Origin of the sequence: Halobellus rarus, from assembly GCF_024494595.1 — an archaeon.
GTDB lineage: Archaea > Halobacteriota > Halobacteria > Halobacteriales > Haloferacaceae > Haloquadratum > Haloquadratum rarum.
Genome location: NZ_JANHDI010000010.1, coordinates 103,227 through 122,681 on the forward strand (window position 1 = coordinate 103,227; position 19,455 = coordinate 122,681).

Here is a 19,455-nt window from a genome sequence, read left to right on the forward strand (position 1 = left end):
AAGCTTTCACCGGTCGGCACAGTCGGTTGCTTCCTCGCTGTCGACGCCGTCGACGACCCGACCGGCGACCCGAGCGCGGGCGAGCGCATCACGCCGACGGGCGGCGAACACGTCGACGGCGCTCCCGACGCCGCGTTCGTCGCGCTCGAAGTCGAGCGTCGGGTAGACGACGTCCGCGAGGAGGAGCGGTTCCGGCGGTGCCGAGGGGACCCCCTCGGGACCGTCGCGCGGTTCCGAACCGAGGAGTCGACGCGCGTCCTCGACGGTCCGATCGCCGGCGGCGACCCCCCGGACCACCGACGCGAGTCGGCGAACGAGCGCACGCGGGAAGCCGCCGGCGACGACGCGCAGCGACAGGAAGTCGCCGTCGCGGGAGAGGTCGATCGAAACCTCGCGGACCGTTCCTCGATCGTCCGGCGTGAGGTTGTGGAAGTCGTGTTCGCCGCTGAGCGCCGCGGCGGCAGCGGCGGCGCGCTCGTCGTCGAGCGTCGGCCCGTAGAGGTCGTAGACGTACTCGCGGCGGACCGCGTCGTGCGTGGCGTGGAAGTCGTCCGGCGCGTCCGCGGCGGCCCACGCGCGGACGTCGGCGGGCAGTTCCCCGTTCAGCGCCCGGGGCGTACACCACTCGGGACACTCGAACGCGACGGTCTGTGCGAGCGCCGAGACGCCCGCGTCCGTCCGACCGGCGGCGGCGTACCCCGGCGGTCGGTGCCGAGCCGTCCGGTCGAACACGCCGAGCGCGTCGAGCGCGTCGAAGATCGCGTCCTCGACGGTCGGGACCGACGGCTGGCGCTGGAAACCGTGGAACGGTCGCCCGTCGTAGGCGATTCGAAAGGCGCGCAGGCGACCGTCGGTAGGGCGTTCTCCGTCCTCGGGAGTCCGTTCCCGACCGTCGCTGCGTTCACGCCCGTCCCGGCTACTCATCGACCGAATCGTCTCGCTCGCCCGCATCGGGATCCTGATAGTCCCCCTCGTCGCTGCGGAGGACGAGCACCGGGGCCGGAGAGAGTCTGAGAACGCGCTCGGTCGTGCTCCCGAGGAGGTAGCGTTCGAGGCCGCGTCGGCCGTGACTGCCCATCACGACCAGGTCGGCGTCGACGGCCTCGGCCCGGTCGAGGATGGCCCGGTACGGCGCGCCGCGGAGGACGGCGGTTTCGACGTCGACACCCGACTCGCGGGCGCGGTCGGCGACCGCCGCGACGTGGCGTTCGGCCTCGGCCTCGTAGCCGTCGAGCAGGGCCTTCGTGTCGAGTTTGGCCGCGGAGAGCGCCTCGACGTCGACGACGGAGACGACAGAGAGCGTCGCGTCGGCGTCCCGCGCGAGTCTGATCGCGTGGTCGGCGGCTGTCTCGCTCGGTGCGCTCCCGTCGACGGGCGTGAGGATCGTCTCGTACATAGTCGTAGATACGGCACTGAGGGTAAAACAGCACCGTCGAGATCGGCGGTCCCTGCCTCTCGCCCAGCGTCGGTCCGCGGAGGTTACCTGAGATCCGCGAACGTCGGGGAGTCGCGGTCGCCGGGGAACTCCTCGACGGGGACGGTCGTCTGGTCGCCCGACTCCATGTCCTTCACCGTCACCTCGCCGTTCGCGAGGTCCTGCTCGCCGACGATCACGACCGTCTCGGCGTTGACGCTGTCGGCGTAACCCATCTGTGCGCCGAAGCTCCGGTCGGAGACGTCGGCCTCGACGACGTTCCCCGCCGCGCGGAGGTCGCGGGCGATCCGCGCGGCGACGTCGCGGGTGTCGCCGACGGTCAGAACGTAGTAGTCGGTCGTGAGCGCCTCCTCGGGCCAGACACCCGCCCGTTGACAGAGCAGCGAGAGCGGGGCGAGGCCGGGCGCGACGCCGACAGCGGGCGTGGACTGCCCGCCGAAGCTCTCGATGAGATCGTCGTAGCGGCCGCCGCCGAACACCGATCTGGAGATCTCGCCGGTCGAGTCGAAGCACTCGAAGACGACTCCCGTGTAGTAATCCAGCCCGCGGGCGGTCGTCAGCGACACCTCGCAGAACTCCCGCGCGCCGAAGTCCTCGGCGGCGGCGAGGACCTCGCGGAGGTTCTCGACCGCCGATTCGACCTCGTCACCGCCGAACGCTGCGATCTCGTCGAGGTCGCCCGTCGTCACGAGGTCGTCGAACTCCTCCGCCTGTTCGTAGGCGAGTCCGGCGTCGGAGAGGAGACCGAGATACTCGGTCTCCTCGACCTTCGCGCGCTTGTCGACCGCCCGGATGGCCGCGTGGGTGTCGACGTCGGCGTCGAAAGATCTCAGCAGGCCGCCGAGGATGTCGCGGTGAGAGACCCGGAACTCGAAGTCCTCGCCCGTGAGTCCGAGGTCGGTGAGCGCGTCGGCCGCGAAGGCGAGGATCTCCGCGTCGGCCTCGGGCTCCGATGAACCGAAGATGTCCACGTTCGTCTGGTAAAACTCCCTGAATCTCCCTTGCTGGACCTGTTCGAAGCGCCAGAACGGCCGCGTCGAGTACCACTTGATCGGCTTCGAGAGCGCTTGCTGCTTGGCGACGACCATCCGCGCGACCGTCGGCGTCAGCTCCGGCGTCAGCGACACCTCGCGGCCGCCCTTGTCCTCGAAGGCGTACAGTTCCTCGACGATCTCCTCGCCGCTCTTGTCGACGTACATCTCCGTCCGTTCGAGCGCGGGCGTCGAGATCTCCCGGAAGCCGTAGCGCGCGGCGGCGTCCTCCAGCGTGTCGATGACCTGCCGCCGGGGGGTCATCTCCTCGGGGTAGAAGTCCCGAAAGCCCTTGAGTCGGTCGTACATACCCCGGGATTCGGCGGTGCCGCGCTTGAAACTGTTGAAGCGGGAGCGACGAGCGGCCGCTCTCCGATCGTCGCGGCCACGGCACGAGGTGGCGCTTCGGTAGCCACGGACTACGCCGTCTACGCCGCGATCAGACCGACGCCGACGACGGCGAGCGCGGCGGCGACGAGGCGGATCCCGAAGGAGTCCTCCCGGAGCAGGATCCCGCCGAGGAGCACCGCGACGACCGCCTGGGTGTTGATGATCGGCGACGCGATCGACGCCGGGACGGTCGAAAAGGCCAGCGACGTGACGTGCTCGCCGACCGCGACGCCGCCGCCCGCGAGGACGAACTTCGGCAGGGCGTCGCGGATCGGGACCCACTCGCGGGCCGCGAGCGGAAGGACCACGACGAGGACCCCGCCGAGCACCGTCGGGACCCACAGTTCCAGGGGGATCGCGAGTTCCTGCAGCGCGACTCGCTTGCCCACGTCGCTGACGGCGAAGAACGCCGCGCTCAGCAGGCCGAACTGCGCCGCCCGCGACGACGCCGCTTTCCGGATCGGATCAAGGAGCGATCCCGTCCGGTAGTTCGCGACGTACACCGCGAGCGTGGCGACGACGACCCCCGTGATCTGGATCGGGGTGAGCCGCTCCTGCAGGAAGAGCACCTCTATCGGGAGGACGAACACGGGGACGATCTTGCTGATCGGCGCGACGTAGGAGACGTCGCCGAGACCGAGCGCCCAGAGGAACACGAGAAACGCCGCCGCGGTCGCGACGATCGTCCCGAGGACGAGCAGCCCCTCCAAGAGGCCGAACCCCGAGAGCGAGGGGAGGTCAGCCGGGTCCGTGCGCCGCACCGTGAGCGGGAGATACCACAGAACCGCAGCGGCGTTGACGCCGACGGTCACGACCGTGCTGGGGTACTCCTCGAAGTACTGCTTGAGGACGAAGATGTACGTCCCCCAGACGAGCGCCGCCGCGAGAGAGTAGCCGATTCCGGGAGGGAGAGAGAACACGTTCGGAGGTGGCCGCCAACCGGAGAAATGTGTTCGGATTCGGTTTTCGGGGCGGCGCTCGACACCGGAGCGCGGCGTCGGTCCGAAGTGTCAACCGTCGTCCCGGAGCCCGCGGACGTAGGACTGTTCGTGCGCCGGAAACACCGATTCGACGGCGTCCTCACCGTTTCGCTCGGCGATCAGCGCTCGGAGCTCGGTCTCGTAGTCGCCCTTCGGGATCGTCTCGGACGGACCCGTCTCGACGGTCAGCGTCTCCTCGACGAGCCGATCGACCGCGTTCCGTCCCAGTCCCGCGAGCGGCGAGAGGTAGTCGACGCCGTGTCTGTCTTCGAGGCTCTGCGCCTGCGCCCGCGAGATGGTCGGGACTCGGTCGTCCCGGCGGCTCCCGTCGGCGACGGCCTGGAAGTCGAGTTCGGCCACGGTTTCGAGCGCGTGCTCGTGGACGCGCTGGATGCCGTTCCGGGGGTAGCCGTCGTCGATCATCTCCTCGACTGCCGCCTCGGCGACGGAGCGGTCGAGGTCGACGGCCTCGAACGAGTAGCCGAGGCGGTCGGCCGCGGCCTCGGCGTGCTCCCAGTCGTCTGTGACGCCGAAGCGGCCGGTCACGAGCGTCACGTCGTAGAAGGAGTCGAGAAACAGCGCGGCGAGCGTCGAGTCCTTCCCGCCGCTGTAGAGGAGCGCGAGATCCACGGTTCCGCTACCGCCGACGGATGTCGAAGCTCTTCGATTCGGGCTGCAGTTCGCGGAGCAGGTCCTTCATCTGGTCCTCGTCGATGCGGTCCTGAATCCGGCCGCTCTGCGCGAGGGCCACGACCTGCTTTTTCACCGACTCCGCGAAGTCGGGCTTCGACATCTCGACGGCGTTGAGCCGCTGGCGCGCGCCGTCGGTCAGATACTGCTTCAGCATCGCTTCCTGTTTGGCCTCCGCCTGCTGGCGGGCGGCCTCCTGTGACTCGCGGTTCTGCCCGCCCTGTTGCCCCTCGGCCTGGTCGCGGAGCTCCTGCATCTTCTTTTCGCGCAGTTCCTCCAGTCGGTCGTCGTCGGGGGTTCCACTCATCGTCGTAGGATTCTGTCGCGGCGCTAAAAACGGTTACGTCGTTCGGCCTCGACGCGCGAATCTGCGCGTTACGCGTAGCGTTCGAGTTCCGGCCGGTCGAGATCCGCGAGCACGTCGTCCGCGGCGTTGTCGAGGAAGCTCTGCCCCTCGCTGGTGATGCGGCGGCCCTGGCCCTTCGCCGTCTCGACGAGGCCCTCCTCTTCGAGCTGTTGGAGCGCCGTCCGGATGATCTTCTTGCTGCCGGGCGCGGAGCTGTTTCCGGAGACGCGGTAGCGGGTGGAGCCGCGCTTGCGGCCGCCGTACTCCGTGGAGAGCCGGTCGACGCCGATCGGGCCTTCCTTGGCGACCTTGCGGAGCAGCGACGCCGCGCGGACGTGCCAGAAGTCGTCCTGTTCGGGCGGGAGTTCGCGGGTCTGTCCGGTCTTGGCGAACTCGATCCAGTCGGGCTCCTCGATTCGATCCGCGAGGCGGTCGGCGACGTCCTCAATGAGGGCGTCGGCCGGAACGTCGTAGACGCTTACCATACGCACTGATTCCCGTCCGCGTCGTTTAAAGCCATCGTATCGGGCCTACGACGCGTGAGACGGTTCCTCAGTCGATTCGGGAACGGGCGTCGTCGGAACCCGGGGCAGGTTCGGAGCAGCCCCGAAACGGCAGTCATCCGCCGTCGGATCCGATCCCGAGGCCGGATCCGAGCCAGCCGACGACGATCCCGCCGAGGATCGTCGGGATCCAGTAGACCGCTCCCCGGAAGATGACCACCGCCGCCACCGCGACCGGCTCCGAGACCCCTGGGAGCGGCGCGGCGAGCAGCAATAGTACCAGAACCGTCTCGATGCCGCCGGCCCCGCCGGGAAGCGGCGTCACGCCGGCGATGGCGGCGATGGGGACGACGATCAGCGCGATCGAGAGCCGCACGTCGACGCCGATGGCCGCGAACGACAGCCAGAGCGCGATCATCTGACAGAGCCATCCGAAGCTGGACGCGCCGAGCGCGAGCGCCAGCCCTCGCGGGTTCGATGCGACCCGTTCGATCGCCCGGAAGAACCCGTTGATGCGCTCTTCGATCCCTTCGGGCGTGGGCACGGGGACCCGAGGGAGCCGGTCGGCGATCGCCCTGATAACCGGCGTCAGCGCGTCGATGACTCGGGCTTCGAGCCGGTAGCGTCGCGTCCAGCCGAGGTAGACGGCCGTCGGGACGATCACCGCGAGGGCGACCACCGCGCCGATCGCCGCGAGGAGGTTCTCGTTGGCTCCCAGGGCGACCTCCGAAGCGAAGTACCCCGCGCCCGCGAGTGCGAGCGTGATCGACGGCACGAAATTCAGCGTGTCCACGCTGGCGATGGCCGCGAGGCTCCGCTCGTACTCGGCGTCGGCCGCCCGGGAGATCAGATACGCCGTCACCGGCTCGCCGCCGGCCTGCCCGAACGGCGTGATGTTGTTCGAGAACGTCGCGCCCGCGAAGACGAGAAAGGACGTTCCGTACGAGAGGTCGACGCCGAGGACGTCCAGGACGGTGTTCAGAGAGACGCTCCACGCCGCGAGCCACGCCAGCGTCGCGAGGACGACGAGGGCGACGTACCCGGGGTCGGCGCTCTGGAGCGTCGCGAGGAGTTCGTCGACGCCCGCGAAGTAGAACAGGAGCGCGAAGACACCGACGGCCGCGAGGAACCCGAGCACGGTGGCGCGAAGGTTCTCGCGGGCCATACCCGGGGGTAGATCCGTCCGGCAATCAAGCCATCGAAACCGACCCAAAGCAGCGACCACCGCCACTACCGCCACCACCGCCACCACTGCCGTCGCCTCCGCATCCACCGCGGCCCGTCCGAGCGAGACCCCCCGGACGTGACGCCGACTTTTTGCCCGCCCGGAACGCACGAGCGCTATGGACGAACGCTCGGCGCTCCGACGGCTCGCGGCCGCGCTCCCGGCGGCGGGCGACGACGCGGCCGTCGTCGACGGCCTCGTCGTGACGACGGATATGCTCCACGAGTCGACGGACTTCCCGGCGGGGACGACCCGGTACACGGCGGGCTGGCGGGCCGTCGCTGCGTCGCTCTCGGACGTCGCCGCGATGGGGGCAGCGGCGACGGCCGCGGTCGCCGCGTACGCCGCGCCGACGCTCGACGAGGCCGAACTCGACGCCTTTCTCGACGGGGCGGTGGACGTCTGCGAGGCGGTCGACGCCGAGTACGTCGGCGGCGACCTCGACACGACGAGCGAGTTCACGGTCGCGACGACCGCGCTGGGAGAGACGGACGCGCCGGTGCGCCGCTCCGGCGCGAACGTCGGCGATGTCGTCTGCGTAACTGGCGCACTCGGTCGAACGGCGGCGGGACTCCACGCGTTCGACGCCGGCGACGCGGAGCGCGGAAACGCGCTCTTTCAGTTCACCCCCCGCATCGCTTCGGGCCTCGCGCTCGCCCCGCACGCGACCGCGATGATGGACTCCTCGGACGGCCTCGCGCGGTCGCTCCACCAGCTCGCGGAGGCCTCCGACGTCGGCTTCGACGTCTCCTGGGACGCGGTCCCGGTTCACGGCGCCGTCGATCGCTACGCCGACGACGAGGCCGACCGTCGGTCGATGGCGACCACCGTCGGCGAGGACTTCGAACTCGTGTGTACGCTCCCGGCGGACGCCGTCGACGACGCACGGGCGGACTCGCCCGTCTCTCTCTCGATCGTCGGCGACGTCGTCGAGAGCGGGATCCGTCTCGACGGCGACCCGCTCGCGGACGAGGGATACACTCACGAGTGAGACGGGATCGGAAGTTACCGAGGATTCTTATTTCCGCCGGCCGAGCGACGACGTATGTCCTCCAGACGCCCGTTTATCGACGTCGAGAGCGGGACGCTCGACAGGAGTCAGATACTCGTAGAAGCCGTCCCACTGGCCAGGCTCGTGCTGTACGTCGGTCTGATCGCGCTCGTTCCCTTCGCGCTCGCGTTCTTCTTCGGCGGGTCGATCGTGGGGACGCTCCTGGCCGCCGTCGGACAGTTCGTCCTCGCGGTCGGGGCGGGGATCGTCCTCATCTACGTGGTCGTTCGCGGCATCGACATCGCCGGTGTGTCTCGACTGGACGGCGACAGCAGCGTCCCGCGGCGCAGTAGTGGCGAGCGCGAGCACCCGGACGAGCCCCGCTCAGACGGACATCACTTCGACCGGGACGAGCAGGAAACAGAGCGCGCCGAGCGCGAACGTCGCGATCCCGACGGCGATTCGGACGGATCCGAGCGGTGAGTCGTCGACGGGGTTCGCCGGCCCCTTGAACGCGACCACCGCCGAGAGCAGTCCCCAGAAGCCCCACAGGCCGACCGACTCGTTCAGCCCGTAGCCGAGCACGTAATGGAGGTAGGCGGCGAGACCGAACAGCACGGCGGGGACGACCGCCGCGATGCGTTCCTGGGACTCGCCCACCATCGCCCGGAGGATGTGTCCGCCGTCGAGTTGGCCGACCGGGAGGAGGTTCAACACGGTGAAGAACATCCCCACCCAGCCCCCGATGATCACCGGATTGACTGCGACGGCGGGTTCGGAGTACTCGGTCGGCCGCCCCAGGACCCCCGCGATGAGGTCCAGAAGCGGCGGGTTGTTGAAGACGATCACCTGTCCCGTTCCCTGAATCGCCCACTCGGGAACCGTGATCGGCGGGAGCGAGAGGCCGATCGCGGTGACGACGACCGTCGCTGCCAACCCCGCGAGCGGCCCCGCGACGCCGATGTCGAACAGCGCCCTCCGGTCGGGCATCTGCCCGCGCATCCGGATGACCGCGCCGAGCGTCCCGAACGGGAAGATGAACGGGAGCACGTACGGCAGCGACACGTCGACGCCGTGGTATCGGCCCATCGCGTAGTGGCCGAGTTCGTGCGTCGCGAGGACGCCGAGCACGGCCGCGGTGAAGGGCCAGGCCTGTAGCACGACCAGCGGGTTAGCGAGCAGTTCCGAGAGCGGCGTGTAGTACCAGGTCAGCGATCCGACGAGGAGCGTCGAGACGACCGTCGCGAGGAACAGCCCGAGGTTCTTCCAGGGGATTCCGTCGATGCCCTGGCTGACGGGGCGAGCGATCACGACGTCCTCGCGGCCGCCCCGCGTGCTCGCGACCTGTATCTCGTAGCCCGCCTCGCGGAACGCTCCCCACACCTCCCGCACCAGCATCCGCTCGGGTACCAACGACTCGCCGTAAAAGAGCAACCGGTCGTCGTCGCGGCGGGTCTCGCGGAGGTGAAAGACCGACTGCAGGGCCTCGATCGGCGGTTCGGCCGCCGAGTCCGGGGAATCCATCGGAACACCGTACGAGATACGACCGGATAAACGCCACGACGGGGGAACGACGGGACCCCGCGCAGGCTTCGGTCGGACCAATGCCGATAGAGAGACGGCGAGCGGAGTGACGATGTCGAGAAACGAGGGGCTATACGAGAAATCTCCGGCAGAAGGGGGAATTCTCAGGGCGGTGCGAAGACGGTACACCGCGTCGGGATCGTTCGGGCGGCGATACAGGACGCGCTCAGGCCGTGTCCTGTGCGGGTTCGATCCGCCACGTGGTCGCACTCGTGTACGACCACTTCTCGACGGTCAGCTCGGAAGCGGAGTCGCTGAGTTTCACCATCAGCGCGCCGATCTCTTTCGGGGAGAGGCCGACCTCGTCGGCGATGAACTTCGATTTGAAGTACATCTCGCCGTCCTGCGCCTTCGTGAGCAGGTACGACTTCAGCCGCTCCTCTTTGGACATCTCGTCGCTGGCGGACTCGGTGGAGGGTGTCGCGGTTGCGCTCATCTATGTCACCTCGATCCTGCCTTGTCGTCGGGAGAGTATATAAACGGAGGAACGTTAGGGGGAATTCGGCTCTATTTACTCGTCGTAGACCGTTTAACCGATACTTCAGTGGCGAGGGAAATTCTTTTAGAAATTTTATAACCGTCTCTAAGTGTTTATTTCTAAGTATTATATATTGAGTTAAAAACCCGAGGACCGGCGGTTATTCGGGCGTTTTGCACCCCGAGATGAAGCAACAATCGCCGTGAAACCGACGGCGCGCGGTCGTCGCATCGTCCGAGAATTCTCGCTCAGGGACGTACGTCCGACAGTGTCAGTGGTGGTCGAGCGGCGGTAGACCGCAAACGTTGCGACAGTTCGTCGACCGAGGCGACAGTTCGTCGACCGAGGCGACAGTTCGTCGACCGAGGTCGTGGTCACTGTCGGTCGTGGACCCAGAAGTCCTCTTCGACCGTCGTCTCGCGTTTGAAGATCGGGACCTCGTCCTTCAGGCGGTCGATCCCGTCGGAGACCGTCTCGAAGGCCTCGTCGCGGTGGCCGGCGAGGACGACGACGAAGACGATGTCCTCGCCCGCTTCGAGCGTGCCGGTCCGGTGAAAGAGCGCGACCTCCTGGACGCCCTCCCGCTCCATCAGTTCCGATTCGATGGTCCGCAGTCGGTCGTCGGCGACGCCCTCGTACTTCTCGAAGGTGAGTTCGAGCGTCTCGGAGTCGTCCGGGTCGTCTCTGGCTCGTACGCGCCCCGTGAACGTCGCGATGGCCCCCGCGCGTTCGGCCCGCGGCGATTCCTTGACCCGTTCGACGAGCGTCTCGAGCGTCACGTGGGGAGTCGCGTCCGCGAGCGCGTCCAGCGCGTCTTCGGTGTCGACATCGCCGACGGAGTCGGCCTCGATGACGATCTCTTCCGCCTCCGTGCCGTCGAGCGAGACAGTCGGGACGTCTGCCTCGGGGTATCCGACGAGCAGCGCGTGGTCGTACGTCGCCGCGAGGTCGTCGAGCACGTCGTCGAGGTCGCGGCCGTCGCCGGTGGCGGCCCACGCTCCGTCCTCGCCGAGTTCGTACGCGGCGTCGACGCCCTCGACTCGCTCCGATCCGCTCGGCAGCGTACCGTCCGCCGAGAGGTCTTCTTCGGGGTGCCGTTCGACGAGCGCGACCTTCCCGTCCAGATGCGGACTCATTCGCTCACAGAGCGTTCGCGCCTCCGGACCGACGACTCCGAGCAGTTGCATACCCGAAATCGGGGCGTCGATCGGCTTGATACTTACTGTCGGCTGGGACGGATCCGACGCCATCGGCTGAGGTTTCTCTGCATATCGCGGTCGTACTCGGTTGACAACCCTTAAGCCCGGTTCGCGGCAACGACGGAGCAATGAGAGTCGTCGTTTCTATCGGCGGGAGCGTGCTCGCTCCCGACCTCGACGCCGAACGCGTCGAGGGTCACGCAGCGGTCGTCGAGACGCTCGCCGACGAGGGATGCGAGATCGGGGCCGTCGTCGGCGGCGGGGGCGTCGCCCGCGACTACATCGAGACCGCCCGCGATCTGGGCGCGAACGAGGTCCAGTTGGACCAGATCGGGATCGACGTGACCCGAATCAACGCCCGCCTGCTCATCGCCGCGCTCGGGCCGCGAGTCGACCCGAAAGTCGCCCACGACTACGAGGACGCCGGCGACGCGATCCGGCGGGGCGACGTCTCGGTGATGGGCGGCGTGATGCCCGGCCAGACGACCGACGCGGTCGCGGCGGCGCTCGCCGAGTACGTCGGTGCCGACCTGCTCGTCTACGCGACGAGCGTCGACGGCGTCTACAGCGCCGATCCGGGCACCGACGCCGACGCCGAGAAGTACGACCGCCTGACCGGCAGCGAACTCGTCGACGTGATCGCGCCGATGAGCCGCGACGCGGGGGCGTCCGCGCCGGTCGACCTCCTCGCGGCGAAACTGATCGAGCGCGCTGGGATGCGGACGATCGTCCTCGACGGTACCGATCCCCAACGGATCGAGGACGCCGTGCTCCGCGGCGAGCACGACGGCACCGACGTGGTCCCCACCGCCGCCGAGGGCGAACCGACCTACTGGGTACAGGGATAAGCGATGACCGAGGAATCCGATCCCGACGACGGCGCGAACGCTGGTGCTCTCGATGTCGAGACGGATATCGATGCCGATGCAGAGAGCGACGGTTCCGGCGAACCGCGCCGCGCGTTCTGGGCCGACGAGGTCGCAGACGAGATCGAGGCGCGCGATCCGGAGGAACCGATCGTGATCAAAGGCGGCGTCTCCCCCTCCGGGGTCGCCCACCTCGGGAACTTCAACGAGATTATGCGCGGGTACTTCGTCGCCGAAGTCCTCCGCGAGCGCGGCCACGAGGTCCGGCAGGTCTTCACGAGCGACGATCGGGATCCCCTTCGGAAACTGCCCCGAAAGCTCGCGGACGTCGACGGGAAGATCGTCGGCCTCGGCGACGTCGACGCGGGTGCGCTCGGACGGAACCTGGGGAGACCGTACACGGACATCCCCGATCCGTTCGGCGAGTCCGAGTCGTACGCGGCGCACTTCGCCGCGCTGCTGAAGGCCGACGCCGACCGACTCGACGTTCCGGTCGAGATGCTCTCGAACACCGAGATGTACGAGGCGGGCGAGTTCGACGAGGTCGTCGCGCACGTCCTCGAACGCGCCGACGTCGCCCGCGAAGTCCTCTCGGGGTACCAGTCGAAGATCGACGAGGACTACGTCCCGTTCAACCCGATCTGTGGGGACTGCGGGAAGATCACCGAGACGGTCACCTCGGTCGACGTCGACGCGGGCACCGTCGAGTACGTCTGTACGGACATGACCGTCGGCGACGAGACGATCGAGGGCTGCGGTCACGAGGGGACGGCGACCTTCCGCGAGGGGAAGCTCCCCTGGCGCTTCGAGTGGCCCGCGCAGTGGCAGATCCTCGGCGTCGACTTCGAGCCGTTCGGCAAGGACCACGCCGAGGGGTCGTGGCCCTCCGGCGCGGACATCGCCCGAAACGTCCTCGAGATCGAACCCCCGGTGCCGATGGTCTACGAGTGGTTCACGCTCAACGGCGAGGCGCTCTCCTCTTCGGCGGGTAACATCGTCACCGTCGCGGAGATGCTGGAACTCCTCGAGCCCGAGGTCCTCCGGTACTTCTTCGCGCTGAACCCGCGGAAGGCGCGGGACTTCGACGTCTCCCGGCTGGATCAGTTCGTCGACGACTTCGATCGCTTCGAGCGGGCGTACTTCGGCGGCGTCGACGACGAGTCGCTGACGGCGTTCGCCGAGCGGGCGTACCCGTTCGTGGTCGACGAGATCCGGGAAGATCGCATCCGCCTGCCGTACACGTTCGCGGCCGTCCTCGGGATGACCGACAATCGGGACCTCCGGATCGAGATGGCCCGAAACGAGGGGTACTTCGACGACGACACCCCCGAGTGGGCGATCGAGGAGGCCCTCGAACGGGTCGATCGAGCGCGGGCGTGGGCCGAGCGCGAGGACAACGAGTACAACTACCGCATCCAGGAGAGCCTCCCGGACGTCGATCTCGACGACGACGTGGAAGCCGCGCTCGACGAACTCGCGGACTTCGTCGAAACGGGTCAGGACGGCGAAGAGATCCAGGGCGAGATGTACGAGACCGCCCGCCGACACGACGTCGAGGTCGGCGACTTCTTCGAGGCGGGCTACCTGCTCTTCTTCGATCAGCCGCAGGGGCCCAGACTGGGCGAGTTCCTCGGCGAACTCGACACGGAGTTCGTGGTCGCCAGACTGCGGCGCAAATCGTAACGGGAGAATCGCGGAGGCGGTGCGTCGCGGTCGCGGAGGCGGTGCGGAGCCACCAGCAGTCGAACCGCGAGCGAGGCCGGAGGTCGAGCGAGCGGCTCTTTTTTCCCACCAGGTTTTTTGCGGGGGTTCGAGGCCGCGCTTCGCGCGGCCGAGGACCCCCGATAAAAAAGGTGGTTAGGAACACCTTTTGGCGTTCGTCCCTTTCGTCCCCACGATGAACACGCTTCTGTGGGTGCTCGTCGGCCTCGCCGCGTATTCGGCGGCCGCGCTCTTCCTCTCCCGGCGCGGACTGCTGCCCTCTTCGGTGCGCATCCAGGGACCGTTCACGACCGTGCACACGAAACGGGGGCGGGACTTCATCGACTGGATCGCGACGCCGAAGCGCTTCTGGCGCGCGTGGACCAACCTCGGCGTCGGCGCGACGCTCGTGATTATGGCGGGGATGTTCCTCTTCCTCCTGGTGCAGGGCATCGCCATCGCCCGGAACCCGCCCGCGCCCTCCTCGGTGAACCAGCCGCAGAACTTCCTCGTGATCCCGGGCGTCAACGACTTCCTGCCGCTGTCTGTGGCCCCGGAGATCGTCTTCGGCCTGCTCGTCGGCCTCGTCGTTCACGAGGGCGGCCACGGGATCCTCTGCCGCGTCGAGGGGATCGACATCGACTCGATGGGTGTCTTCCTCTTCACGATCATCCCCCTCGGGGCGTTCGTCCAGCCGGACGAGGAGAGTCAGCGCGAGGCGAGTCGCGGCGGCCGCACCCGAATGTTCGCTGCCGGCGTGACGAACAACTTCTTCGTGACGTTTCTCGCCTTCCTGCTCCTCTTCGGCCCGGTGATCGGGAGCATCGGCGTCGCCTCCGGGATGGCCGTTCAGGGGGCCTACGACGGTTCGCCCGCGGCCGCTGCGGGCATCGAGCAGGGCGATCGGATCACCGCCGTCGGCGGCGTCCCCGTCGGGAACGAGAGTTCGCTGGACTCGGCGCTGCTCGAAAGCGACGACCGGACCGTCGCGGTCGAACTCGACGCAGGTGAGAGCGCCGCCGACAGGGAGTCCAGAACCGTCGACGTCGAGCGCTCGCTGGTCGTCACCGGCACCGTCGCGGGCAACCCCGCGAACGTCAGTGTCGAGGGGAGCGACGAACCGGTCGCGGTCACGGCCGTGAACGGATCGACCGTCTACACGCGGGCCGGATTCGGCGAGGCCGTCGGCGAGGAGCGGTACGCGGAACTCGAAACCGATCGCGGGACGGTCACGATCCCCGTCGGCGCGTACCTCACGCGAGTGGCGGCGGACGGTCCCTTGGCGCAATCTGGCGCGCCGACAGCGCCGGGCGTGATCGTGACCGCAATCGACGGCCAGCGGATCGTCTCCTCGACGGAACTGACCCGGGCACTCGACGGGACCGAACCCGGCGAGACGGTGACGGTCGAACTCTACCACGACGGCCAGATCCAGACGCGCGAGGTGACGCTCAGCGAGAACCCGCAGGACGGCAGCGGCTTCCTCGGCGTCAACATCTTCCCGGGGACGAGCGGCCTCCTGCTGACTGACTTCGGGACGCAGTCGTATCCCGCCGGGACGTACATCGAACTGCTCGGCGGCGACGGCGGTCCCGACGCGTCCGGACTCTCCGGAGCGGTCGCCGATTCACCGCTGGCGACCGTCTACGTCTCGCTCGTGCTTCCGCTCGCCTCCTTGGTGCTCGGAATCCCGAACTTCCCGGGATTCACGGCGAACGTCTTCAACTTCTACAGCGTCGGCGGACCGCTCGGCTTCCTCGGGACGGGCGTGTTCCTCCTCGCGAACGTCTCTTTCTGGATGGCGTGGATCAACCTCCAGTTGGGACTGTTCAACTGTATCCCCGGCTACCCGCTCGACGGCGGTCGGATCCTCCGGACGAGCGTGGAGGCGGTGGTCTCGCGGCTGCCCATCGACGATCGCAACCGGGTCGTCAGCACCATCACGACCGGCGTCGGCGTGACGATGCTGCTGTCGCTCCTGCTCTTGATCTTCGGCCCGACGCTCCTCGGTGGGTGAAGAGGCGACGGCGGTCCTGGACGGGTCGTCCCACAGATACTTGCCGTCGCGGTCACGACTTCGGCGGCGATGACCGATTCCGATCTACGGCGATCCGTCCGTCGGAGCGCCGCCGTCCTGCTGGTCCCGCTCTCCCTCCTGCTTATCCAGATCGAGGTCGTCACGAGGAACCTTCCGGGCGTCGTCGAATCGTCACTCCCCGGGATCTCTCGTGGCATCGGCCTCGTGTTGCTGATCGTCGCTCTCCTGTACCTCCTCGTGAGCGGGGCGAGACAGCTCTACAGGGCGGCGGATACGCCATTCTAACGCGGGCGAATCGGGCGAAGAACCAAACGGACCGACGGACGCTCCCGGAATCTGGGAACGACTCGCAACGTCCATACGGGTGGCGTTCTAACCCGGATCTATGCCAGAGGCCCCACCAACCGACGAGGGCTGGTTCGTGCTGCACGACTTCCGTACCGTCGACTGGGACGCGTGGCGGGACGCACCCGAACGCGAACGCGAGCGCGCGATCGCGGAGGGCACGGAGTACCTCCGACGCCACGAAGAGATCGCCGATTCTGACGAGGGCGACTCGGCGGTCTTCTCGGTGCTCGGCCACAAGGCCGACTTACTGGTCGTCCACTTCCGACCGACGCTCGACGACCTCTCGCGCGCCGAGCGGCAGTTCGAGGGGACCGCGCTCGCGGCCTTCACCGAACAGCCGACCTCGTACGTCTCCGTGACGGAGATTTCGGGCTACACCAGTCCCGATTACTTCGAGGACCCCGAATCGGCCGACGCGGGCCTGCGACGCTACATGGAGGGCAAAAAGAAGCCGGAGATGCCCGAGGACGAGTACGTCTCCTTCTACCCGATGTCGAAGCGCCGCGGCGAGGAGCACAACTGGTACGACCTCTCGTTCGAGGACCGCGCCGAGATGATGGCGACGCACGCCGAGACGGGGAAGGAGTACGCCGGGAAGATCGAGCAGGTCATCGCCTCCTCGGTCGGGTTCGACGACTACGAGTGGGGCGTGACGCTGTTCTCCGACGACCCGACCCACATCAAGGACATCGTCTACGATATGCGGTTCGACGAGGTCTCCTCGAAGTACGGCGAGTTCGGCCAGTTCTACGTCGGTCGTCGGTTCCCGCCGAACGACCTCGGCGCGTACCTCGAAGGCGCGGCCGTGCCGACGAGCGAACACGGCGACGAAGCGGGACAGGCCCACGGCGGTCATCCGCACGGCGACACCGACGCCCACGGGGAGGCCCACGGCCACGCGCACGGCGACGGCGAGGCCCACGGCGGGTCGGGCGGTCACGGGGGGGCACACGGCGGTGGCAGCGCTCACGGCGATTCCCCTCACGGCGACGACGAAGCCGGAGACGCCGACAGCGACGACAGCATCCGCGAGGAACTGGCGGATCTGGACATCTACGCCGGAAAGCCGCACGGCGAGGACGTCTACGCCACGGTCCTGTACTCGGAGGCCGACACCGACGAACTGTTCGAGGAGGTCGACGGCCTCCGGGGCAACTTCGATCACTACGATACGCACGTGAAGACGGCGGTCTACGAGGCCCAAAACGGAAGTCGAAGCGCCGTCGTGAGCATCTGGGACACCCAGTCGGCCGCGGAAACAGCCGCGGGCTTCCTCTCGGAACTGCCGGGCATCGTCTCCCGCGCCGGCGAGGAGTCCGGCTTCGGGACGATGGGGATGTTCTACACCGTCAAACCCGAGCACCACGGGGACTTCGTCGACACGTTCGGGACCGTTGGCGACCTCCTCGACGAGATGGAGGGCCACCAGGAGACGGACCTGATGATGAACGTCGAAGACGAGAACGACATGTTCATCTCCAGCCAGTGGGACGCCCGCGAGGACGCGATGGAGTTCTTCCGCTCCGAGGAGTTCAGCGAGACGGTCCAGTGGGGTCGCGACGTGCTCGCCGACCGGCCGCGACACGTCTTCTTGGCGTAGGCGCGAGAGTCGCGCCTCTCCGACGCGTCTGACGCGCTTGCGACTGCAGCGTCAGACGCCGCCCAGTGCGTCGGTTTCGAAGCGAAACGAAGGGGTCGCTACCGCTCGCGTTCGACCGACCGGGTGACGTCGTCGCCAAGCGTCACAGAAGTCGATCCCTTCCCGGAGCGGTCCTCCGTTTCGACGAGCGCCTCGAGGCGACGCTCGAACTCCGCGTGGTCGATTTCTCCCTCCGCGTACCGCGTCCGGAGTCGCTGGATCGGGCGTTCGTCAACAGCGTCGTCGGACTCCCTCCTTCCGAGGAACCCGGTCGAACCGGTTTCGGTCGTCCCCGTCGCGTCGATCCCCTCGGCTGCGCTGCCACCGCTCGATTCGGCCGACTGCCGGCGGTACCGTCCGACGGCGAACAGGACGCCGTACCAGAGCAGCATCGTCGCCGGAGCGACGACCAGAAACGCCGTGACCGGGTTGGCGGCGGTGAACAGCGACAGCAGGGCGAGCCAGACGCCGACGACGATTCCGAGCAGGGGAGGGCTCCGCGCGACGGCGGAAACGTACCCGGAGAGTCGTCTTCCGAGTCGGTGGAGGGCCGTCGTACCTCGGGATCTGTCGGCCGAGAGAAAAGTCGTTTCGGTCAGTCCGACCGATAGCGTCGGTACGCGAGGGCCCCGAAGACACCGGTCAGGAGCGTCAGCGCGTCCCACGGCGAGGGATCGACGTCACGCGCGTCGGCGTCGCGCCTGACCCACGCGGTCAACGCCACGTGGGCGACTGCGGTGAGTGCGACGAACGCAGTCGTGCGCGAGATCGACGTGTCGGACGGCACGTCAGTCCGACGACGCGGAGTTCCGCGGCCCCGCCGTCGCCCGCTTGTCGATCCCGGCGGCGCGGATGTCCTCGCCGCCGACCGAGGAGCGGAGTTCGTCCATCCCGTCGTCGCGGTCGATGCCGAAGTTGTCCTCGTAGAGGTCGGCGACGCGCGCCATCTCCTCGTCGGAGAGCTTCGGGACCTCCGAGGCCGCGGCCCACTCGGTGATGTCCTCCTTCGTGTGGAACGTCGGCGTCACGCTCGCGACCGCCTCGTGGCTGAGGAGGTACGCGATGGCGGCCTGGCCCATCGTGCGCTCGCCGTCCCGTTCGAGGAAGCGAAGCGTCTCGAGTTTCTCCCAGCCCGTCTCGTACCACGCGTCGGGGCGGAAGCCGCGGTGGTCGTCGAGGTCGTGGCCCGTCTCGGGCGTGACCTGCTCGTTCAGGAGGCCCGAGGAGTGCGGGACGCGCGGGATCAGACTGGTCGACGAGCCCGTCCGCTCGATGGTGTCGAGGAAGTGGTTGCCGACCTCCTGCTCGAAGAGGTTCCAAACCAGTTGGACGGAGTCGAACTCCTCCTCGATGGCCATATCGCCCTCGGCGAGCCAGCCGATCGAGGGCCCGAGCGCCCAGCCGATCGATCTGACGAGCCCCTCCTCTTTGAGTTCGTCCAGCGCTTCCAACACATCCTCGTCGACCTCGTCGACGTTCGCGTTGTGGAGTTGGAGGACGTCGACGTACTCCATCCCCAGTCGGTCGAGGCTCTTCTCGGTCGCCGAGCGGACCCACTCGCCGGTGATCTCCTTCGGCAGTTCGCCGTGGCCCGCCTGGGGGTGGTTGTAGAAGTCGTAGCCGATCTTCGTGGCGACGGTGACGTCGTCTCGGTGTCCGTCGAGCGCCTCGCCGAGCAACTCCTCGCTGTCGCCGTGGCCGTAGACGTCGCCGGTGTCGAAGTAGGTGATCCCCTCGTCGATGGCGTGGCGGATCAGTTCGATCGAGTCCTCGCGCGTCCGGTCGCCCCACCAGTCGGTGCCGACGACCCACGCGCCGAAGCCGACCTCGCTCACTTCGACGTCGGAATCGCCCAGCGTCTGGAAGTTCATACCCGAACGTTGGGCGGCGATTTATTTAGAGTGTCGCCTGCTCCCGCGGGTCGGGAACGTCGGGACCGAGACCTCCGGACGACCGCACGTTCGTCGATCGGACGCATTCATCGGTCGCACTCGTTCGTCGATCGGACTCG

At 67.9% G+C, this 19,455-nt stretch carries 21 protein-coding genes; 7 read left to right on the forward strand and 14 right to left on the reverse strand.

The genetic code is table 11. The features are described from left to right. Nucleotides 1-6 precede the first annotated feature (6 nt). From truA to NO876_RS12715, 8 genes are all read right to left on the reverse strand, one after another. Nucleotides 7-843, reverse strand: a complete 837-nt coding sequence (gene truA, locus NO876_RS12680; protein WP_256422125.1) for a tRNA pseudouridine(38-40) synthase TruA — start codon at nucleotides 841-843, stop codon at nucleotides 7-9. 73 nt (nucleotides 844-916) lie between these two features. Then, nucleotides 917-1,396 (reverse strand): universal stress protein, encoded by a 480-nt coding sequence (locus tag NO876_RS12685; RefSeq protein WP_256422032.1) that lies wholly within the window; start codon nucleotides 1,394-1,396, stop codon nucleotides 917-919. An 83-nt stretch (nucleotides 1,397-1,479) separates the two neighbouring features. Next, a complete protein-coding gene (gene hisS, locus NO876_RS12690) occupies nucleotides 1,480-2,775 on the reverse strand; it encodes a histidine--tRNA ligase (RefSeq protein ID WP_256422033.1) in 1,296 nt (431 codons plus the stop codon). A gap of 119 nt (nucleotides 2,776-2,894) precedes the next feature. Further along, nucleotides 2,895-3,776 carry an EamA family transporter gene (locus NO876_RS12695; RefSeq protein ID WP_256422034.1) on the reverse strand — a complete coding sequence of 294 codons (882 nt, stop codon included), beginning with the start codon at nucleotides 3,774-3,776 and terminating at the stop codon, nucleotides 2,895-2,897. Nucleotides 3,777-3,866: 90 nt separating this feature from the next. After that, on the reverse strand, nucleotides 3,867-4,466 hold the full coding sequence (locus NO876_RS12700) for a DUF7411 family protein (RefSeq protein WP_256422035.1): 600 nt from the start codon (nucleotides 4,464-4,466) through the stop codon (nucleotides 3,867-3,869). A gap of 7 nt (nucleotides 4,467-4,473) precedes the next feature. After that, nucleotides 4,474-4,833: a DNA-binding protein gene (locus NO876_RS12705; RefSeq protein WP_256422036.1), complete on the reverse strand. Its 360-nt coding sequence runs from the start codon at nucleotides 4,831-4,833 to the stop codon at nucleotides 4,474-4,476. A gap of 68 nt (nucleotides 4,834-4,901) precedes the next feature. Beyond that, nucleotides 4,902-5,357, reverse strand: coding sequence for a 30S ribosomal protein S19e (locus tag NO876_RS12710; RefSeq protein ID WP_256422037.1), 456 nt, complete (start codon nucleotides 5,355-5,357; stop codon nucleotides 4,902-4,904). Between the two features lie 133 nt (nucleotides 5,358-5,490). Then, on the reverse strand, nucleotides 5,491-6,540 hold the full coding sequence (locus NO876_RS12715; RefSeq protein WP_256422038.1) for a lysylphosphatidylglycerol synthase transmembrane domain-containing protein: 1,050 nt from the start codon (nucleotides 6,538-6,540) through the stop codon (nucleotides 5,491-5,493). Between the two features lie 178 nt (nucleotides 6,541-6,718). Here NO876_RS12715 and thiL point away from each other — a divergent pair, with 178 nt between their 5' ends. Beyond that, a complete protein-coding gene (thiL, locus tag NO876_RS12720; protein ID WP_256422039.1) occupies nucleotides 6,719-7,591 on the forward strand; it encodes a thiamine-phosphate kinase in 873 nt (290 codons plus the stop codon). A gap of 54 nt (nucleotides 7,592-7,645) precedes the next feature. Then, entirely contained in the window at nucleotides 7,646-8,074 is a 429-nt protein-coding gene (locus NO876_RS12725) for a DUF485 domain-containing protein (protein WP_256422040.1), read from the forward strand. Here NO876_RS12725 and NO876_RS12730 read toward each other — a convergent pair. The 3 genes from NO876_RS12730 to NO876_RS12740 all read right to left on the reverse strand — a co-directional run bounded on the left by NO876_RS12730 (nucleotide 7,976) and on the right by NO876_RS12740 (nucleotide 10,840). Continuing rightward, on the reverse strand, nucleotides 7,976-9,115 hold the full coding sequence (locus NO876_RS12730; protein ID WP_256422041.1) for a site-2 protease family protein: 1,140 nt from the start codon (nucleotides 9,113-9,115) through the stop codon (nucleotides 7,976-7,978). The genes NO876_RS12725 and NO876_RS12730 overlap by 99 nt on opposite strands. A gap of 226 nt (nucleotides 9,116-9,341) precedes the next feature. Continuing rightward, a complete protein-coding gene (locus NO876_RS12735; RefSeq protein ID WP_256422042.1) occupies nucleotides 9,342-9,611 on the reverse strand; it encodes a DUF7123 family protein in 270 nt (89 codons plus the stop codon). Nucleotides 9,612-10,027: 416 nt separating this feature from the next. Continuing rightward, nucleotides 10,028-10,840, reverse strand: a complete 813-nt coding sequence (locus tag NO876_RS12740) for a molybdopterin synthase (protein WP_256422043.1) — start codon at nucleotides 10,838-10,840, stop codon at nucleotides 10,028-10,030. A 140-nt stretch (nucleotides 10,841-10,980) separates the two neighbouring features. Here NO876_RS12740 and pyrH point away from each other — a divergent pair, with 140 nt between their 5' ends. The 5 genes from pyrH (at nucleotide 10,981) to NO876_RS12765 (ending at nucleotide 17,405) form a co-directional block, all read left to right on the forward strand. Continuing rightward, a complete protein-coding gene (gene pyrH / locus NO876_RS12745) occupies nucleotides 10,981-11,700 on the forward strand; it encodes a UMP kinase (protein WP_256422044.1) in 720 nt (239 codons plus the stop codon). 3 nt (nucleotides 11,701-11,703) lie between these two features. Next, the gene (gene lysS, locus NO876_RS12750) at nucleotides 11,704-13,401 is read left to right on the forward strand and encodes a lysine--tRNA ligase (protein ID WP_256422045.1); all 1,698 of its coding nucleotides are present in this window, start codon (nucleotides 11,704-11,706) and stop codon (nucleotides 13,399-13,401) included. Nucleotides 13,402-13,615: 214 nt separating this feature from the next. Continuing rightward, nucleotides 13,616-15,436, forward strand: coding sequence for a site-2 protease family protein (locus tag NO876_RS12755; RefSeq protein WP_256422046.1), 1,821 nt, complete (start codon nucleotides 13,616-13,618; stop codon nucleotides 15,434-15,436). 69 nt (nucleotides 15,437-15,505) lie between these two features. Continuing rightward, entirely contained in the window at nucleotides 15,506-15,742 is a 237-nt protein-coding gene (locus NO876_RS12760) for a hypothetical protein (protein ID WP_256422047.1), read from the forward strand. 100 nt (nucleotides 15,743-15,842) lie between these two features. Beyond that, entirely contained in the window at nucleotides 15,843-17,405 is a 1,563-nt protein-coding gene (locus tag NO876_RS12765; RefSeq protein WP_256422048.1) for a heme-binding protein, read from the forward strand. A 98-nt stretch (nucleotides 17,406-17,503) separates the two neighbouring features. Here the strand turns inward: NO876_RS12765 and NO876_RS12770 are convergent, their stop codons facing one another. From NO876_RS12770 to NO876_RS12780, 3 genes are all read right to left on the reverse strand, one after another. Beyond that, the gene (locus NO876_RS12770) at nucleotides 17,504-17,836 is read right to left on the reverse strand and encodes an SHOCT domain-containing protein (RefSeq protein ID WP_256422049.1); all 333 of its coding nucleotides are present in this window, start codon (nucleotides 17,834-17,836) and stop codon (nucleotides 17,504-17,506) included. Between the two features lie 203 nt (nucleotides 17,837-18,039). Next, a complete protein-coding gene (locus NO876_RS12775) occupies nucleotides 18,040-18,231 on the reverse strand; it encodes a hypothetical protein (RefSeq protein WP_256422050.1) in 192 nt (63 codons plus the stop codon). Between the two features lies 1 nt (nucleotide 18,232). Next, complete coding sequence (locus NO876_RS12780) at nucleotides 18,233-19,315, reverse strand: aldo/keto reductase (protein ID WP_256422051.1); 1,083 nt, start codon at nucleotides 19,313-19,315, stop codon at nucleotides 18,233-18,235. Nucleotides 19,316-19,455: the final 140 nt, after the last annotated feature.

What these genes read in the sequence shown, in the direction of transcription:
- NO876_RS12715 (WP_256422038.1), bottom strand. Translation starts at nt 6,540, where the DNA reads ATGGCCCGCGAGAACCTTCGCGCCACCGTGCTCGGGTTCCTCGCGGCC.
- NO876_RS12760 (WP_256422047.1), top strand. Translation starts at nt 15,506, where the DNA reads ATGACCGATTCCGATCTACGGCGATCCGTCCGTCGGAGCGCCGCCGTC.
- NO876_RS12780 (WP_256422051.1), bottom strand. Translation starts at nt 19,315, where the DNA reads ATGAACTTCCAGACGCTGGGCGATTCCGACGTCGAAGTGAGCGAGGTC.
- NO876_RS12770 (WP_256422049.1), bottom strand. Translation starts at nt 17,836, where the DNA reads ATGCTGCTCTGGTACGGCGTCCTGTTCGCCGTCGGACGGTACCGCCGG.
- NO876_RS12765 (WP_256422048.1), top strand. Translation starts at nt 15,843, where the DNA reads ATGCCAGAGGCCCCACCAACCGACGAGGGCTGGTTCGTGCTGCACGAC.
- NO876_RS12735 (WP_256422042.1), bottom strand. Translation starts at nt 9,611, where the DNA reads ATGAGCGCAACCGCGACACCCTCCACCGAGTCCGCCAGCGACGAGATG.
- thiL (WP_256422039.1), top strand. Translation starts at nt 6,719, where the DNA reads ATGGACGAACGCTCGGCGCTCCGACGGCTCGCGGCCGCGCTCCCGGCG.
- NO876_RS12705 (WP_256422036.1), bottom strand. Translation starts at nt 4,833, where the DNA reads ATGAGTGGAACCCCCGACGACGACCGACTGGAGGAACTGCGCGAAAAG.
- NO876_RS12725 (WP_256422040.1), top strand. Translation starts at nt 7,646, where the DNA reads ATGTCCTCCAGACGCCCGTTTATCGACGTCGAGAGCGGGACGCTCGAC.
- NO876_RS12710 (WP_256422037.1), bottom strand. Translation starts at nt 5,357, where the DNA reads ATGGTAAGCGTCTACGACGTTCCGGCCGACGCCCTCATTGAGGACGTC.
- NO876_RS12740 (WP_256422043.1), bottom strand. Translation starts at nt 10,840, where the DNA reads ATGCAACTGCTCGGAGTCGTCGGTCCGGAGGCGCGAACGCTCTGTGAG.
- hisS (WP_256422033.1), bottom strand. Translation starts at nt 2,775, where the DNA reads ATGTACGACCGACTCAAGGGCTTTCGGGACTTCTACCCCGAGGAGATG.
- NO876_RS12685 (WP_256422032.1), bottom strand. Translation starts at nt 1,396, where the DNA reads ATGTACGAGACGATCCTCACGCCCGTCGACGGGAGCGCACCGAGCGAG.
- NO876_RS12755 (WP_256422046.1), top strand. Translation starts at nt 13,616, where the DNA reads ATGAACACGCTTCTGTGGGTGCTCGTCGGCCTCGCCGCGTATTCGGCG.
- lysS (WP_256422045.1), top strand. Translation starts at nt 11,704, where the DNA reads ATGACCGAGGAATCCGATCCCGACGACGGCGCGAACGCTGGTGCTCTC.
- NO876_RS12730 (WP_256422041.1), bottom strand. Translation starts at nt 9,115, where the DNA reads ATGGATTCCCCGGACTCGGCGGCCGAACCGCCGATCGAGGCCCTGCAG.
- pyrH (WP_256422044.1), top strand. Translation starts at nt 10,981, where the DNA reads ATGAGAGTCGTCGTTTCTATCGGCGGGAGCGTGCTCGCTCCCGACCTC.